The following is a 13,828-nucleotide window of genomic DNA, read 5'->3' on the forward strand; positions in this document are numbered from 1 at the left end:
CTCCCGGTTGGGTCAGACGGCGCGGCTGTCGTGCAGCGCGGCCCGAGCCGCGTCGTCGTAGCCGAGTTCTTCGAGGATGGCATCCGTATCGGCGCCGAGCGGCCGCGGGGGCGCATCCACGCGCGGCCCGCCATGGGCGAAGCCGAAGGCGGCGACGGGCACGGCGAAGGGGCCGTCCACGCCGGGCGCGGCCGCGAAGCGATGGGTCAGGCCGCGCGCGCTCAGGTGCGGATCGGCCAGCGCCTCGTCCATGCGGCGCACGCGGGCGGCGGGGACGTGGCGGGATTGCAGGAAGGCCTCCCATTCATCCGCGGTGCGGGTCAGCATGATCTCGCGCAGCGCTGCGGCCTCGGCGTCGCGCTGCGCGATGCGGTCCTCGTTTCGAGTCTTGGCCATCTCCGGTCGGCCGAGCGCCGTCCAGAGCCGCTTCTGCTGGCGCAGGTTCGACGCGCCGAGCATCACCATCCCGTCCTTCGTCGGATAGGCGGAGTTCGTCGCGTACTCATGGTCGTTGCCACGCGGCCGCGCCGGCCGTCCGGTGCGCGAATGCGCCGTGACGTGGGAGGCCATCATCATCATCGCGACGTCGAGCATCGCGAGGTCGATGCGCTGCCCCTTGCACGTCCGTTCGCGCTGGAACAACGCAGCCGAGAGCGCGAAGGCGCCCATCGTGCCCGTCGCGTAGTCGATCGCCGGGGCGCCGAGCTTGAGCGGGTTTACCTCCGGCGTGCCGGTGCAGGCCATGATGCCGGAGGTCGCCTGGATCACGTGGTCATAGGCAGTCTGCGTGCCGCGCGGCCCGCCCTGCCCGAAGGCGGAGATCGAGCAGTAGATCAGGCGTGGGTTCAGCGCCGAGAGCGCCTCGTAGCCGACGCCCAGCGCCTCGAAGGCGCCTGGGCGGTAGTTCTCGACCAGCACGTCGGCCCGCGCGACGAGGCGGCGGAACACCTCCCGCGCCGCCTCCTGCTTCAGGTCGAGCGTCAGCGATCGCTTGTTCGATCCCTGGGTGAGGAAATACGTCCCCATGCCCGCCCGGTTCAGGTCCCAGTCCGGCCCGCTGCCGCGGCTTTGGTCCGGGTCGTCGGGATGCTCGACCTTGATGACCTCCGCACCCAGCAGGCCGAGCTGATAGGCGGCGAAGGGGCCGGCCAGCACATGCGTCGCATCGATGATGCGGATGCCTTCGAAGGGGCGGGTCATGGCGCGCTCCTCTAGCCCAGGGTGACGTTGGCGCGGCGGATCAGCGCGCCCCAGCGTTCGCGCTCGGCGGCGATGTAGGCGCCGAACTCCGCGGGCGCCATCGGATGGGCGACGGCGCCCTCGGTTTCGAGGCGCGCGCGGAAGGGCGCCTCGCCGAGGATGCGGGTGCAGGCCTCGTTCAGCCGTGCAACCAGCGGCGCCGGCGTGCCGGGCGGGGCGACGATGCCGTACCACTGCAGCACGTCGAAGCCGGGCACGCCCTGCTCGGCGATGGTCGGGATGTCGTTCGCCGAGGGCAAGCGCTGCAGCGAGGAAATGCCCAGCGCCCGCAACTGCCCCGCCCGCACCGGCGGCAGCGCCGGCGGCCCGCCGGTCATGGTGAGCTGGATGGTGCCGGAGATGAGGTCCGTCATCATCGGCCCGGTGCCGCGATAGGGCACATGGGTCATGTCGGTGCCCGTCGCCTCCATGAAGGCGACCATGGAGATATGCGCGGCACTGCCATTGCCGCCGCTGCCATAGGTCAGCACCCCCGGCTGGCGCTTCGCCAGCGCGACGAGAGAGGGCACGTCGGTCGCTTCCAGCCGGTTCGTCACCACCAGGAAGTTCGCGACATTCGCGACCAGCGCGACGGGCACGAAGCCTGCGATGTCGAAGGTCAGGTTGCGATACAGCGCCGGGTTCGCCGCCAGCGTCCCGATGTGGCCCATCATCAGCGTGTGGCCGTCGGGCGCCGCGCGGAAGACCTGTTCCGACCCCAACGTGCCGCCGGCGCCGGGCCGGTTGTCCACGATGAAGGGCTGGCCGAAGATCTCCGACAGCCGCTGCGCCATGGCGCGGGCGAGGATGTCGGTCGAGCCGCCGGGCGTGAAGGGCACGACCAGGCGCACCGGCCGGTCCGGCCAAGTCTGCGCCCGGGCCACTGTCAGCGGCGCCAGTGTGGCGGCCGCGATGGCGGTGCGGCGGGTGATGCTCGTCATGGCTTCGCCTCGATCAGCACGCCGTCCGCGCGCAGGGCCTCGATCTCCTCCGCGCTCAACCCCGCCGCGGCCAGCACCGCGGCGCCATCCGCGCCGAGCCGCGGTGCGGGCGCGCGCGCCGGTGCGGTGCCACCCGAAAAATAGTTCGGCGCGCCGATCGCCCAGGTCGCGCCTTCGGTCGGGTGCTCCTCCTCGCGCACCATGCCCACCGCGCGCAGATGCGGGTCGTCGATCAGCGAGGCAATGGTGTTGTAGGGCGAGGCCGGCACGTCCACGCGGTCGAAGATCTCGAGCCACTCCGCCGTCGTCTTCCCGCCGAGGGAGCTCGCGCGGATGTGGAAGTACTCCTTGGTGTGCTGCACGCGCTGGGCGATCGTCGCGAAGCGCGGGTCGGTCTTGAGCTCCGGCCTGCCGATCGCGTCGAAGAAGGCGTGCGCCTGCGCGTCGGTGTTCGCGGAGATGCAGATATAGCCGTCCTTCGTCGGCAGCGGCTTGCCGTCCGGGCTCAGTACGCGATGGTCGCCGGGCGGGCCGAGCGGCGGGCGGAACGAATGCGCGCCGAGATGCTCCTGCATGATGTAGGCGGCCATGTTCTCGAACATCGGCACCTCGATCGCCTCGCCGAGGCCGGTCTTCTCGCGGCGGTAGAGCGCGAAACCGATCATCTGCGCGGCGATCAGACCGACGGTGTGATCGGCGACGAGGAAGGGCACGTAGCGCGGCTCGCCGGTCGAAGCTTCGAAGCAGCCGGCGACGCCGGAGACGCCCTGGATGACCGTGTCGTAGGCCGGCCGCCCGGCATAGGGGCCGCCGGTCCCGAAGCCGGTGATGGAACAATGGATCAGCCGCGGCGCGGCGGCGCGCAGGCTTTCGGCATCGACGCCGAGGCGCTGCTGCGCGTCGGGTCGGATGTTGGTGACGAAGACGTCGACGGTCGCCGCGAGCCGCTTCAGCGCAGCGATGCCCGCCGGCTTCTTGAGGTCGATCGCGATCGACTTCTTGCCTCGGTTGAAGTTGAGGAACTTGCCGTTCATCCCCGGGCTGCGCCCCTTGCCGGCCAGGGAGCGCAGCAGGTCGCCCGAGGGCGCTTCGATCTTGATGACCTCCGCGCCGTGTTCGCAAAGCACATGCGTGCAGATCGGCCCCACCACCACGGCGGAGAGATCGAGGACGCGGATGCCGTCGAGGGGACCGGCCATCTCAGCCGATCCTCGTCCGGATGCGGATGGCCATGGCGCCATCCTCCTTTTCCACCCAGAGGGCGCGCTGGCCCTCGGCGTCGGGGGCCTCGCCACACAGGAAGGCGGGGCGGTCGCAGAAGACGGGCTGCATGGTGCGGGCCTCGTAGGATCGGATCTGCGCGCCGGGGTGGCGGCGCAGCAGCGCCTCGAACAGGAACAGGGTGCTGACGCTGCCGTTGACGACGAGCCCCGGATAGCCCTCGACGTCGCGGGCGTAGTCCGCGTCGTAGTGGATGCGGTGGCCGTTGAAGGCGAGTGCCGAGAAGCGGAACAGCATCACCGGATCCGGCGCCCAGGAATCCCGCCATTCAGCGGTGGGCACGGCGACGGGCTTCTCGGGCGGCGCCGGCGCGTTCCGCTTGGCCTCGAGATAGGCGATGTCCTGCTCCTCGACCGCGGCTAGGCCCTGAGGGCCGGTGATAGTGTGGCGGAGCATGACGAAGATCATCGCGCCGCTGCGCCCGACCTTGGGCGTGATGGCGGCGATCGCGGTCTCGCGTTCCAGCGCGTCGCCCACGCGCGGGGCCGCGTGGTAGGTCAGGCGCCGCCCGCCCAGCATGCGGCGGGGCAGGGGCACGGGGGGCAGGAAATCGCCCTTGGCCGGATGCCCGTCCGGGCCGAGCGCAGATTGCGGCGCGGCGTCGTCGAACAGGATCGACAGCCAATGGTTCGGCACCGGCGCGCCGCGGTCGAGCGCGACATCGGTGCGGTCGGTCAGCGCGGCCATGCGGCGGACGAGCGGCGTGGCCATCTCATCCGCCACGCGGCGGGTGCGGCCGACCCAGGATTGCAGGTCCCCGGTCATGCGAAGCCGTAGAGCCGCGCGGGATTGTCGACCAGCACGCGCCGCAGCGCGGCGGCGTCCCCGAACTTGGGCAGCAGGTCCACGAGGTCGGCCTCGTCCGGTTCCCACCGGACATTCGGATGCGGCCAGTCGGTGCCCCAGAGGGCGCGGTCCGGCGCCGCCTCGATCAGCCGCCGCGCGAAGGGGATGGCATCGCGGAAGGGCGGGCCGGCCGCCGAGATGCGCTCGGCGCCCGAGACCTTCACCCACCAGTTCGGCTGCTTCAGCAGGTCGAGCAGGATGCGGAAGGCGGGGTGGTCCATCCCCTCCGGCACCGGCACGCGGCCCATATGGTCGACGACGACGGTCAGGCGCAGGCTGCGCAGCAATGCCTCGAAGGCGAGGATGCTGCCGGCGTCGAGGTGCAGCACCAGGTGCCATCCCATCCCGGCGATGCGATCCGCCGTGCGCTTCAGCAGGGCGAGGTCCGGCACGCCGCCGAGGTGCTGCAGGAAGCCGAAGCGCACGCCGCGCACGCCGCCGTCGTGCAGGGCCTTGTACTCGGCATCGCCGAAGGTCTCGTCCACCAGCGCGACGCCGCGCCAGGCGCCGTTGCTGGCCGCGATGGCGTCCAGCATCGCCCGGTTGTCCGATTTGTAGACGGTGGTCTGCACGATCACCGCGCGGTCGATGCCGAGCCGCGCATGCAGCGCGACCAGGTCGTCGCGGTTGCGCTCGGGCGGCGTGTATGGGGCGCCCTTGGCGACGGGGTAGCGGTCGAAGGGCCCCCAGATGTGCACATGCGTGTCGCAGGTGCCGCGCGGCAGGACGAAGGTCGGTCGACGTTCGGAGGCCATGGTCAGATCGCCGGGAAGTCGTAGAGCCGCGCGGGCGTGTCGGTCAGGATCTTCCGCCGCAGCACCGGATCGCGCGTCCAGTCGAGGAAGACCTCGAGCAGCCGCTTCGCGTCGGGCCGCCCGCCATCGGGGCGCGGATGCGGCCAGTCGGTGCCCCAGACCAGCGCATCGGGATTGGCCGCGACCAGCGCGTCGTGGAACGGCTTGGCTTCCAGGTAGTCCGGCTTGGTCGCGCCGAGCCGGTAGGTCCCCGACAACTTGGCCATGTAGCGGCCTTCGCCCACGCCGCGGACCAGCGCCTGGAAGCCGGAGTCGTTGGTGCCGTGGCTGTGGTGCAGGCGGCCCATATGGTCCACCACGATCGGCACCGGCACCTTGGCCAGGCGCGGCTCGAGTTCCGGCAGGTGTCGCGCGTCGATCCAGAGCTGCAGATGCCAGCCCAGTTCCTTCATCAGCGGGAAGAAGGGCTCGATCTCGGCCAGGCGGACGCCGCCGTGATAGGCGGCGACGCCGTCGCGGCGGTATTCGTTCGCGCGCAGTCCGCGGATGCCGTCGCGGTGCATCGCGCGCAGCGTCTCGGCCGTTGCTTCCTGGCCGACCACGGCCACGCCTCTCAGACGCTCCGGCGCGCGGCGCAGCGCATCCAGCGTGCAGGCATTGTCGCGGTCATAGGCCGAGGGCTGCACGATCACGCCGCGATCCAGTTCCAGCCGGTCGAGCAGCGCGAGGTAGTCCTCGAGCGTCTCGTCCTCCGGCGTGTAGGACCGCGGTTCGGCATAGGGGAACTTCGCCGCCGGGCCGAAGATGTGGCAGTGGCAGTCGGTGGCACCCGGCGGGGTCTCGCGCGTGCTCATTCGGGGCGGATCTCCGCGGCCTGGGCGGCGGCGCGCGACTTCGCCAGGTCCGCCGCGATGAAGGCGGCGAAGCCGGCGGGGGTCGCGAGGGCGTCGCTGGCCGCTTCGCCGCCCATGGCCGTCATGCGGTTGCGGAACTCGCTCTCGGCGACGATCGCCGCCATGGCGGCGCCGAGGGCGCGCATGGCCTCGGCCGGCGTCCCCGTCGGCGCGAGCAGCCCGACATAGGAGGCCGCGGTGAAGCCGGCGATGCCCTGCTCGATCATCGTCGGGGCCTCGGGCAGCGCAGGCAGGCGCGCAGCGGAGGCGACGGCGATGATGCGTGCCTTGCCGTCACGCTGCAGCGGCAGGGCGGTCGAGAACTCGGTGAACAGCATCGGCAGGTTGCCCGCGAGGAAATCCGGCACCGCCGCCCCGCCGCCGCGATAGGGCACGTGCAGCAGGCGCGCGCCGCTCGCCGCCTTGAAGGATTCGAGGGCGAGGTGCGTGGCGCTCGCCACGCCCGCCGTGCCGATGCCGATCGCCTCGGAGGCCGCGCGCGACGCCGCGACGACGTCCGCCACGCTGCGATAGGGCGCGTTCGGCTGCACCACCAGGCAATGCGGCACCTGCATCGCCATCCCGATGGGCGCGAAGTCGCGCACCGGGTCGTAGGGCAGCCGCGCCTGCACCACCGGGTTCACGCTCAGCGGCCCGTTCGATCCGATCAGCAGCGTGTACCCGTCCGGCCGGGAGCGGGCGACGGCTTCGGCCCCCACGCCCCCTCCGGCGCCGGGGCGGTTCTCGACCACGACCGGCTGGCCGAGCTTGTCCTGCAGGCGCTGCTGCAGGATGCGCCCGACGACATCGGCATTGCCGCCGGGCGCGAAGGGCACGATCACGCGGACGGGGCGGTCGGGCCAGGGCGCCTGGGCCCGGGCCGCGCCGGTGGCGGCGAGGGCGGCGCCCCCGGCCAGCAGCGCGCGGCGGCTGGTCATCGGATGTTTCCTCCGGTCGTTCCTGGACGGGCCGAGATATGCCACGCCGCCGGACGGCTTCAAAGGCGGCCCCCTGTGACGGGTCGCGGCGGCGCGGCTATGGTGTGCGGGTTCTCCAGCCGGAAGGTAATGGCCATGCTCGACCGTTCCGCCAAGGGCGTCTTCGTGATCGCGCCCACGCCGTTCATGCCCGACGGGTCGCTCGACCTCGGCAGCACCGACCGCATGACGGATGCCTTCATCGCCGCCGGGGCCGCGGGCATGACCATCCTCGGCGTGATGGGGGAGGCGCCGAAGCTGACCGAGGCCGAGAGCCTCGCCTTCGTCGATCGCGTCATCAAGCGCACCGCCGGGCGCATCCCCGTGGTGGTCGGTGCTTCCGCGCCGGGCTTCGCGCAGATGAAGGCGATCGCGCGCGGGTCGATGGATCTCGGCGCGGCCGGGATCATGGTCTCGCCGACGCCGGGCCTGAAGGGGGACGAGGCCGTCATCTCCTACATCGCCCAGGCGATGGACGTGGTCGATGCGCCCTTCGTGCTGCAGGACTATCCGCAGCTCACCAATGTCACCATGACCGCGCCGATGATCGCGCGCATGGCGCAGGACCAGCGCATGGTGATGCTGAAGGCCGAGGATTGGCCCGGCCTCGACAAGCTGACCGCGATCCGCCGGCTCGAGGCCGAGGGCAAGATGCCGCGCGTGTCGATCCTGGGCGGCGTCGGCGGCCAGTTCCTGCCCGAGGAACTCGCGCGCGGCGCCGACGGCATCATGACCGGCTACGCCTTCCCCGAGATGCTGGTGAATGTCTGCAAGCTGATGTGGGCCGGCCAGCGCGACGCGGCGCAGGACCTGTTCGACCTGCACCTGCCGCTGATCCGGACGGAAGTGCAGCCGGGCCTCGGCCTGGCGATCCGCAAGTATGTCCTGAAGCGTCGCGGCATCATCGCGCACGACACGCTGCGCGCGCCGGGGCCGAAGCTGACGCCGGAGACGGTGGCGGAAGTCGACTACCTGCTCGCTCGCCTGTCGCGCACGCAGCCGCTCGCGGCCGCGGCCTGATGGATCCGGCGGCGCTGACGCAGCGCGCGGAGGCCGAGGGGCTTCCACCGCTGCTCGCCGCGCTGTGGTGGGATGCGCGCGGGGACTGGGCCCGCGCGCATGAGATCGCGCAATCCGTCGAGACCGCGGAGGGGTCCTGGGTGCACGCCTATCTGCACCGCAAGGAAGGCGATCTCGGCAATGCGGACTACTGGTATCGCCGCGCAGGGCGGCGCCGGCCTGGCGTGACGCTGGCGGAGGAATGGGCGGACCTCGTCCGCGCCTTCTAGTTCCGGCTGCCGATGACCCGCCGGATGGCAAACGACGACTGGATCCGCGCCACGCCGGGCAGCCGCGACAGCTGTTCCTTGTGGATGCGTTCGTAGTCGGCGGCGTCGCGCGCCTCGACGCGCAGCAGGTAGTCCGACATGCCGGTCATCAGGTAGCACTCGCGCACCTCCGGCAGCCGGCGCACCGAGGCTTCGAAGCGCGAGAGGTGTTCCTCCGTCTGCCGGTCGAGCGTGATCTGCACGATCACCGTGACCGTGTCGCGCGCCTCCGGTTCCTCGATGATGGCGGTGTAGCCGCGGATCACCCCGCTGCGCTCGAGCAGCCGGAGCCGCCGCAGGCAGGCCGATTGCGACAGGCCGACCGCTTCGGCCAGCGCGGCATTGGTGATGCGCCCATCCTGGCGGAGGGCGCGGAGGATCCGCAGGTCGGCGTCGTCGAGGCTTGGCATGATCTGCGACAGTTTGGCAGTTCCTGCGCCTCCGAGCCAGCCGTATGGCGAAAGCTGCGAAGCTTTGGCAGCACTTGCGAAGCGCAAACGCCCCATCATTGCCGCATCGCAGCAGTCTTGCGGAGCGGATCCCCCATGCGCGTCATCGTCCTCGGCAGCGGCGTCGTCGGTGTCACCTCGGCCTGGTACCTGGCCAAGGCGGGGCATGAGGTGACCGTGATGGACCGGCAGGAGGCGGCCGGCATGGAGACCTCCTTCGCCAATGCGGGGCAGCTCTCCTACGGCTATTCCGCCCCCTGGGCCGGCCCGGGCATCCCGGTGAAGGCGCTGAAGTGGCTGATGATGCGGCACCGTCCGCTGGTGCTGTGGCCGCGCGCGGACCGCCGCCTGTACTCCTGGCTGGCGATGATGCTCGCGAACTGCACCGAGGCCGCCTATCGCCTGAACAAGACGCGCATGGTGCGGCTCGCCGAATACTCGCGCGACTGCCTGGGCGACCTGCGGCGCGAGACGGGCATCGCCTATGACGGGCGCTCGATGGGCACGCTGCAGCTGTTCCGCACGCAGAAGCAGCTCGACCATGTCGGCGACGATACCGCGGTGCTCGACACCTTCAAGGTGCCCTACGAGGTGCTGGACCCGGCCGGCTGCATCGCCGCCGAGCCGGCGCTGAAGAACGTGACCGGCAAGTTCGTCGGCGGCCTGCGCCTGCCGGGCGACGAGACCGGCGACGCCCACATCTTCACCCAGCGCCTGGCGGCGATGGCCGCGCAGATCGGCGTGACCTTCCGCTACGGCGCCACCATCCAGGGCCTGCGGACCGAGGGCGACCGCATCACCGGCGTCGTCACCGACCAGGGTGTCGAGACGGCGGACGCCTATGTCGCGGCACTCGGCTCCTTCACGCCGGAACTGCTCGCGCCGCTCGGCGTGCGCCTGCCGGTATATCCGGTGAAGGGCTACTCCCTGACCCTGCCGGTGCGTGAGGAGACCGGCGCGCCGGTCTCCACCGTCATGGACGAGACCTACAAGGTCGCGATCACCCGCCTGGGCGACCGCATCCGCGTCGGCGGCACGGCGGAACTCGCCGGCTTCTCGCTGCAACTGCGCAAGCCGCGGCGCGAGACGCTGGAGCACTCCGTCACCGACCTGTTCCCCAAGGGCGGCAACGTGGCGGAGGCCGCCTTCTGGACCGGCCTGCGCCCGATGACGCCGGACGGCACGCCGGTGGTCGGCGCGACGCGCTTCCGCAACCTGCACCTGAACACCGGCCACGGCACGCTGGGCTGGACCATGGCCTGCGGCTCGGGCCGGGTGCTGGCGGATCTCGTGACCGGCAGGAAGCCCGAGATCGAGACGTCGGACCTGTCGATCGCCCGCTACGCCGCGGCCTGATGCCGGCCAGCCGAGCGGCAAGCCCGGCACGAGGAACATTGTTCGGCGCGCAGCCGCCACATCAACCCTGCGCGCATGCTTCCGGATCCCACAGGGCCCGGCAGCATGACCTTCACGGCGCGGCGGTTCCGCGCCACCTTTGCGGCCATCCGCAAGGGAAGGAACCGCCATGCCGAAGATCGCCATCCACGTCGAATTCCGCCCGAAGCCCGGCTGCCACGCCGCCTTCGACGCGCTGATCCGCGAGCACGCGAAGCTGACCGTCGCCGAGGAACCCGGCTGCGAGCGCTTCGAGGTGCTGCAGCCGCTCAAGCAGGACGGTACGCCGGACGAAGGCCGCATCATGCTGGTCGAGGTCTACACCGACCAGGCCGCGGTGAAGGCGCATGTGGCGAACCCGCGCATGCCCAAGGTGCGCGAGGCCTATACGCCGCTGATCGACGAACGCATCCTGACCATGTGCGCGCTGTAGGCCAGCCGCGCAGGCCGTCGCCGCGCGGGGTCAGTCCTCGCGCGCGATGGTCGGCAGCCCGTGCCGCCAGCGGCAGCGATCGCGGATGCGTCCGATGACCTCCTCGCGTTCCTGGGGCGTCATGGGGGCGGAACGCCGCTCCTCAGGGTGCCACCACTCCGTGAGCGTGCGCACGACCAAGCACGGCGGGTCGCCGAAGGTGCAGATCACCGTCGCGAGGCGCCCGTCCTCGCGATAGGTGATCATCTCGCCGCGACGGTCGATCTCGAGCAGGAAGGCCGGCGGCATCGGTTCCTGCAGCGGTGCGGGCACCATCGCGGCACGGATCGCGTCCATGTCGGGTTCAGCCGGCGGCGGGTCTGGCGGTTCGCGGACGAAGAAGCGCCGATCCGCATCGGTCCATTCGCCGGAGGTCAGCGAACTCTGTCGCGCGCGGAAGTCGAGGCCGTCGCCTGACGCCCGCGGCCGCGTCGAGACCTGCCGCGCGAGCATGAGGCAGGCGCCGATGGGCGGCGCGGGGAAGTCGTGCGTCACCTCCATCACCGCGTTCCCGGCGTCGAGTTCGGCCTCCACCAGGGCGCGGAGCCCCGGTGGAAAGCGGTCGAACTCGGCCTGCCAATCCGCGGCCAACGGGCGTCGTTCAGCGCGCGCGGGCGAGCAGCCGCCGCGCGCGCTCGACCACTGGCAGGTCGATCATCTGCCCTTCGAAGGCGACCGCGCCCTTGCCTTCGGCAAGCGCCGCATCGAAGGCCGCGATCAGGCGACGGGCGCGCTCCACCTCGGCCGGGGAGGGGCCGTATTCCTCATTGATGATCGCGACCTGCGAGGGATGGATGCAGGCCTGGCAGGCGAAGCCGAGTGCGCGGGACCTTCGCAGCGACAACCGATAGCCCTCGAGGTCCGAGAAATCGGCGAAGGGTCCGACCGAGCCCATCGGCTGGATCCCGGCCGCGCGCGCCGCCGCCACGACCATCATGCCGAAATGGTAGAGCATGTCGGCACTCGGCACGGCGCCGAGTTCCGTGGACAGGTCCTCCGCGCCGACGCCGAGGGCGACGACACGCGGATCGGCCGACGCGATCCCACCGAGCAGCGGCAGCGCGTCCGGCGTCTCCACCACCGCGACGAAGCGGGTGTGGCCGTGCGCCATGCCGAGCGCGACCTCGCGCGCGCCGACGACCTCCGACAGCAGGCGGATATGCTCCGGCCCCATCACCTTGGGCAGCATCAGCGTGCCGACCGCGGGCATCACCGCCGCGGCAATGTCCGGCACGGCCAGTTCGAGCTGGCGGTTGATGCGGACCGCGACCTCCGCGCCCGCCTGGCCGACGATCGCCGCGGCGGCGGGCAGGGCGTCGCGCGCCGCCTGCTTCTCACCGGGTGGGATGGAATCCTCAAGGTCGAGGATCACCACATCCGCGCCGCGCGTATGCGCCTTGGCGACGAACTTCTCGCCCGTCGCGGGGACGAACATCAGCGACCGCCAGGTGGCGGGGGCAGGGCGGGTCATGCCGCGAATTCCAGCGCCATGGTGGCGCAGAGATGGCCATCCTTGTCGGCCGCCCAGCACTCCATCTTCCCATCCGCCGGCGCCGCGCCGCACAGCGTGACGGTGTCGCCCACCCAGAGCGGCCGCGCGAGCCGCGCGGTGAAGCCCTTGAGCCGCCCCGGCGCGCGCTTCAGCGCGGCGTCGAGGAGCAACTGCATCGTCAGCCCGCCATTCTGCACGGTCGCGGGATAGCCTTCCTCGTCCCGCGCATAATCCGCGTCGTAGTGGATGCGGTGCGCGTTCCAGGTGACGGACGAATACCGGAACACCAGCGGAGAGGAGAGCAGCACCTTGTCCGCGTAGATGCCGTTCGTCGGCGCTGCGACGGGCGGTGTCTGCGGACTCGCCTGGCCGGGCGGGGGCGCCTCGCGGTACATGGCGTCGAACTCGTCGACGGCGATGACTTGGCCGGCGGTCTCGATGACGTGGCGCATCGTCAGGATCGCCATGCGCCCCGTGCGGCCGATCTTGGGCAGCACCTGCGCCACGATGGCGCGCTTGATCGCCGGCTGGCCGATCCGCAGCGCACCGTCGATCGTCACGCGCCGGCCCGCGCCCATGCGCCGCGGCAGCGGGATCGGTGGCAGGAAAACGCCCTTGTTGGGGTGCCCGTCGGGGCCGATGTCTGACTGCTTCGCGATGTCGGGAAAGAACATCGTGAACCAGTGCGGCGGCAGTTCGTCGCCCTGCTTCAGGCTGGCCGGGTCGATGTCGAGCATCCCCGCGATGCGGCGGGCGGAGGAGAGGCCGATCTCGTCCTCCACGATGCGCTCGCGGCCCACCCAGTCCTGCAGGCCCGCGATCGCGGCCTCGAATTCGGCGTCGGTCGTCATGTCAGTTCATCACATCCCAGCAAAAGCGCGTCAGCCGCCCGGCGGTGGCATAGGCTGCGGTGTAGCCGGGCAGCCCGTCCGGCAGGGTGTCCGGCACCCGGTCCGTGTAGACGGAGATGATGAAGCGCGGCGCTTCGTTCTTGTAGACGACGCCCGCATCCATGCGCCCGCGCGGCCCGCGCCCCGTCTTGTTCGCGACCTTAGCCTTCTGCGGCAGCAGGGACGGGATCAGGTTACGCAGCCGCTGCCAGGACAGGATGTCGAGCGCCAGCCCGCACAATTCCGGCGTCGCGCCGAGGAAGGCCGCCGCCTGGGCATCCGTGGCACCCGCCACCATGCGATCCAGCAGCACGCCCTGGTCGCGCGCCGTGGTGCTCGCCACGGCCTCGACCGGGTGGTCCCAGGGCAGGCCTGGCGGGGGGAAGTTCACGCGATGCGTCGTGCCGGTCATGCCGATGCGCTTGCACCAGGCATTGAGTTCGTCGCGGTCGAGGCGTTCGAGCACGATCTGCGTGCAGACGTTGTCGGAGGTGATGATCATGTTCACGAAGGCGTCGCGCAGCGGGATGACGCAGCCGGGCGTCATGTACTGGTAGGTGCCGCTGTCCACGCCCTCCTGCAGGCGCTTCTCGATGGTGCAGGGCTCGTCGAGCCGCAGCTTGCCCTCTTGAACCTTGGACAGCGCGTGCATCAGGATCGAGGTCTTGCGCGTGGAGGCCGAGGGCACCACCACGTCGCCGCCGCGATCGGCCTCCCACCCCGTCGCCAGGTCCTTCACGTACCAGGTCGTGTCGAAGGGCTGCGCGTCGCAGACCGCGTTCATCCGCGCGACGAGATCCTGCATCACCGTTCCTCCTGCCGGCGCGGAGGCTAGACCCGGTCCCGCCGCGTGGCCAGGGCAGGGACGGC

The 13,828-nt window shown here is 71.1% G+C and carries 16 protein-coding genes; 4 read left to right on the forward strand and 12 right to left on the reverse strand.

The features are described 5' to 3' along the window. Nucleotides 1-12: 12 nt before the first annotated feature. The 7 genes from GWK15_RS00970 to GWK15_RS01000 are packed head-to-tail and all read right to left on the reverse strand — an operon-like array spanning nt 13 to nt 6,893. Nucleotides 13-1,200 carry a CaiB/BaiF CoA transferase family protein gene (locus GWK15_RS00970; protein ID WP_168038178.1) on the reverse strand — a complete coding sequence of 396 codons (1,188 nt, stop codon included), beginning with the start codon at nt 1,198-1,200 and terminating at the stop codon, nt 13-15. Nucleotides 1,201-1,211: 11 nt separating this feature from the next. Further along, complete coding sequence (locus tag GWK15_RS00975) at nt 1,212-2,180, reverse strand: Bug family tripartite tricarboxylate transporter substrate binding protein (RefSeq protein WP_168038180.1); 969 nt, start codon at nt 2,178-2,180, stop codon at nt 1,212-1,214. Further along, complete coding sequence (locus tag GWK15_RS00980; RefSeq protein ID WP_168038182.1) at nt 2,177-3,379, reverse strand: CaiB/BaiF CoA transferase family protein; 1,203 nt, start codon at nt 3,377-3,379, stop codon at nt 2,177-2,179. Before GWK15_RS00980 ends, GWK15_RS00975 begins: the two co-directional genes overlap by 4 nt. Nucleotide 3,380: 1 nt before the next feature. Then, on the reverse strand, nt 3,381-4,226 hold the full coding sequence (locus GWK15_RS00985; protein ID WP_168038184.1) for an FAS1-like dehydratase domain-containing protein: 846 nt from the start codon (nt 4,224-4,226) through the stop codon (nt 3,381-3,383). Further along, nucleotides 4,223-5,062 (reverse strand): amidohydrolase family protein, encoded by an 840-nt coding sequence (locus tag GWK15_RS00990; protein ID WP_168038186.1) that lies wholly within the window; start codon nt 5,060-5,062, stop codon nt 4,223-4,225. The genes GWK15_RS00985 and GWK15_RS00990 overlap by 4 nt, the downstream gene beginning before the upstream one ends. A gap of 2 nt (nt 5,063-5,064) precedes the next feature. Next, complete coding sequence (locus GWK15_RS00995; RefSeq protein ID WP_168038188.1) at nt 5,065-5,916, reverse strand: amidohydrolase family protein; 852 nt, start codon at nt 5,914-5,916, stop codon at nt 5,065-5,067. Further along, nucleotides 5,913-6,893: a Bug family tripartite tricarboxylate transporter substrate binding protein gene (locus GWK15_RS01000; RefSeq protein WP_168038190.1), complete on the reverse strand. Its 981-nt coding sequence runs from the start codon at nt 6,891-6,893 to the stop codon at nt 5,913-5,915. Before GWK15_RS01000 ends, GWK15_RS00995 begins: the two co-directional genes overlap by 4 nt. A 135-nt stretch (nt 6,894-7,028) precedes the next feature. Here GWK15_RS01000 and GWK15_RS01005 point away from each other — a divergent pair, with 135 nt between their 5' ends. Next, nucleotides 7,029-7,952, forward strand: a complete 924-nt coding sequence (locus GWK15_RS01005) for a dihydrodipicolinate synthase family protein (RefSeq protein WP_168038192.1) — start codon at nt 7,029-7,031, stop codon at nt 7,950-7,952. Beyond that, the gene (locus GWK15_RS01010; RefSeq protein WP_168038194.1) at nt 7,952-8,221 is read left to right on the forward strand and encodes a hypothetical protein; all 270 of its coding nucleotides are present in this window, start codon (nt 7,952-7,954) and stop codon (nt 8,219-8,221) included. Before GWK15_RS01005 ends, GWK15_RS01010 begins: the two co-directional genes overlap by 1 nt. Here GWK15_RS01010 and GWK15_RS01015 read toward each other — a convergent pair. Beyond that, nucleotides 8,218-8,670: an Lrp/AsnC family transcriptional regulator gene (locus GWK15_RS01015; RefSeq protein WP_168038196.1), complete on the reverse strand. Its 453-nt coding sequence runs from the start codon at nt 8,668-8,670 to the stop codon at nt 8,218-8,220. The two genes, GWK15_RS01010 and GWK15_RS01015, sit on opposite strands and share 4 nt — an antisense overlap. Before the next feature lie 135 nt (nt 8,671-8,805). On the opposite strand from GWK15_RS01015, the gene GWK15_RS01020 reads away from it, so the two are divergent. Together GWK15_RS01020 and GWK15_RS01025 are read left to right on the forward strand one after the other, a co-directional pair. Further along, the gene (locus GWK15_RS01020) at nt 8,806-10,065 is read left to right on the forward strand and encodes a D-amino acid dehydrogenase (protein ID WP_168038198.1); all 1,260 of its coding nucleotides are present in this window, start codon (nt 8,806-8,808) and stop codon (nt 10,063-10,065) included. 169 nt (nt 10,066-10,234) lie between these two features. Next, entirely contained in the window at nt 10,235-10,537 is a 303-nt protein-coding gene (locus GWK15_RS01025; RefSeq protein WP_168038200.1) for a putative quinol monooxygenase, read from the forward strand. 30 nt (nt 10,538-10,567) lie between these two features. On the opposite strand, the gene GWK15_RS01030 is transcribed toward GWK15_RS01025, so the two are convergent. Genes GWK15_RS01030 through GWK15_RS01045 form a run of 4 tightly spaced genes read right to left on the reverse strand, consistent with a single transcriptional unit; the run spans nt 10,568 to nt 13,763 of the window. After that, on the reverse strand, nt 10,568-11,167 hold the full coding sequence (locus tag GWK15_RS01030; protein ID WP_168038202.1) for a hypothetical protein: 600 nt from the start codon (nt 11,165-11,167) through the stop codon (nt 10,568-10,570). 10 nt (nt 11,168-11,177) lie between these two features. Then, a complete protein-coding gene (locus GWK15_RS01035) occupies nt 11,178-12,047 on the reverse strand; it encodes an HpcH/HpaI aldolase/citrate lyase family protein (protein WP_168038204.1) in 870 nt (289 codons plus the stop codon). Continuing rightward, a complete protein-coding gene (locus tag GWK15_RS01040) occupies nt 12,044-12,919 on the reverse strand; it encodes a hypothetical protein (protein ID WP_168038206.1) in 876 nt (291 codons plus the stop codon). The genes GWK15_RS01035 and GWK15_RS01040 overlap by 4 nt, the downstream gene beginning before the upstream one ends. Nucleotide 12,920: 1 nt before the next feature. Next, nucleotides 12,921-13,763: a serine hydrolase gene (locus tag GWK15_RS01045; protein WP_168038208.1), complete on the reverse strand. Its 843-nt coding sequence runs from the start codon at nt 13,761-13,763 to the stop codon at nt 12,921-12,923. Between the last annotated feature and the right edge of the window lie 65 nt (nt 13,764-13,828).

The organism is Neoroseomonas oryzicola (assembly GCF_012163135.1).
GTDB classification, from domain to species: domain Bacteria; phylum Pseudomonadota; class Alphaproteobacteria; order Acetobacterales; family Acetobacteraceae; genus Neoroseomonas; species Neoroseomonas oryzicola.

Bases quoted from the DNA above. Each gene is read 5' to 3' on its own strand.
- GWK15_RS00985 (WP_168038184.1), bottom strand. From the start codon at position 4,226: ATGACCGGGGACCTGCAATCCTGGGTCGGCCGCACCCGCCGCGTGGCG.
- GWK15_RS00970 (WP_168038178.1), bottom strand. From the start codon at position 1,200: ATGACCCGCCCCTTCGAAGGCATCCGCATCATCGATGCGACGCATGTG.
- GWK15_RS01000 (WP_168038190.1), bottom strand. From the start codon at position 6,893: ATGACCAGCCGCCGCGCGCTGCTGGCCGGGGGCGCCGCCCTCGCCGCC.
- GWK15_RS01015 (WP_168038196.1), bottom strand. From the start codon at position 8,670: ATGCCAAGCCTCGACGACGCCGACCTGCGGATCCTCCGCGCCCTCCGC.
- GWK15_RS01045 (WP_168038208.1), bottom strand. From the start codon at position 13,763: ATGCAGGATCTCGTCGCGCGGATGAACGCGGTCTGCGACGCGCAGCCC.
- GWK15_RS01020 (WP_168038198.1), top strand. From the start codon at position 8,806: ATGCGCGTCATCGTCCTCGGCAGCGGCGTCGTCGGTGTCACCTCGGCC.
- GWK15_RS00975 (WP_168038180.1), bottom strand. From the start codon at position 2,180: ATGACGAGCATCACCCGCCGCACCGCCATCGCGGCCGCCACACTGGCG.
- GWK15_RS00995 (WP_168038188.1), bottom strand. From the start codon at position 5,916: ATGAGCACGCGCGAGACCCCGCCGGGTGCCACCGACTGCCACTGCCAC.
- GWK15_RS00990 (WP_168038186.1), bottom strand. From the start codon at position 5,062: ATGGCCTCCGAACGTCGACCGACCTTCGTCCTGCCGCGCGGCACCTGC.
- GWK15_RS01035 (WP_168038204.1), bottom strand. From the start codon at position 12,047: ATGACCCGCCCTGCCCCCGCCACCTGGCGGTCGCTGATGTTCGTCCCC.
- GWK15_RS01025 (WP_168038200.1), top strand. From the start codon at position 10,235: ATGCCGAAGATCGCCATCCACGTCGAATTCCGCCCGAAGCCCGGCTGC.
- GWK15_RS01040 (WP_168038206.1), bottom strand. From the start codon at position 12,919: ATGACGACCGACGCCGAATTCGAGGCCGCGATCGCGGGCCTGCAGGAC.
- GWK15_RS01010 (WP_168038194.1), top strand. From the start codon at position 7,952: ATGGATCCGGCGGCGCTGACGCAGCGCGCGGAGGCCGAGGGGCTTCCA.
- GWK15_RS01005 (WP_168038192.1), top strand. From the start codon at position 7,029: ATGCTCGACCGTTCCGCCAAGGGCGTCTTCGTGATCGCGCCCACGCCG.
- GWK15_RS00980 (WP_168038182.1), bottom strand. From the start codon at position 3,379: ATGGCCGGTCCCCTCGACGGCATCCGCGTCCTCGATCTCTCCGCCGTG.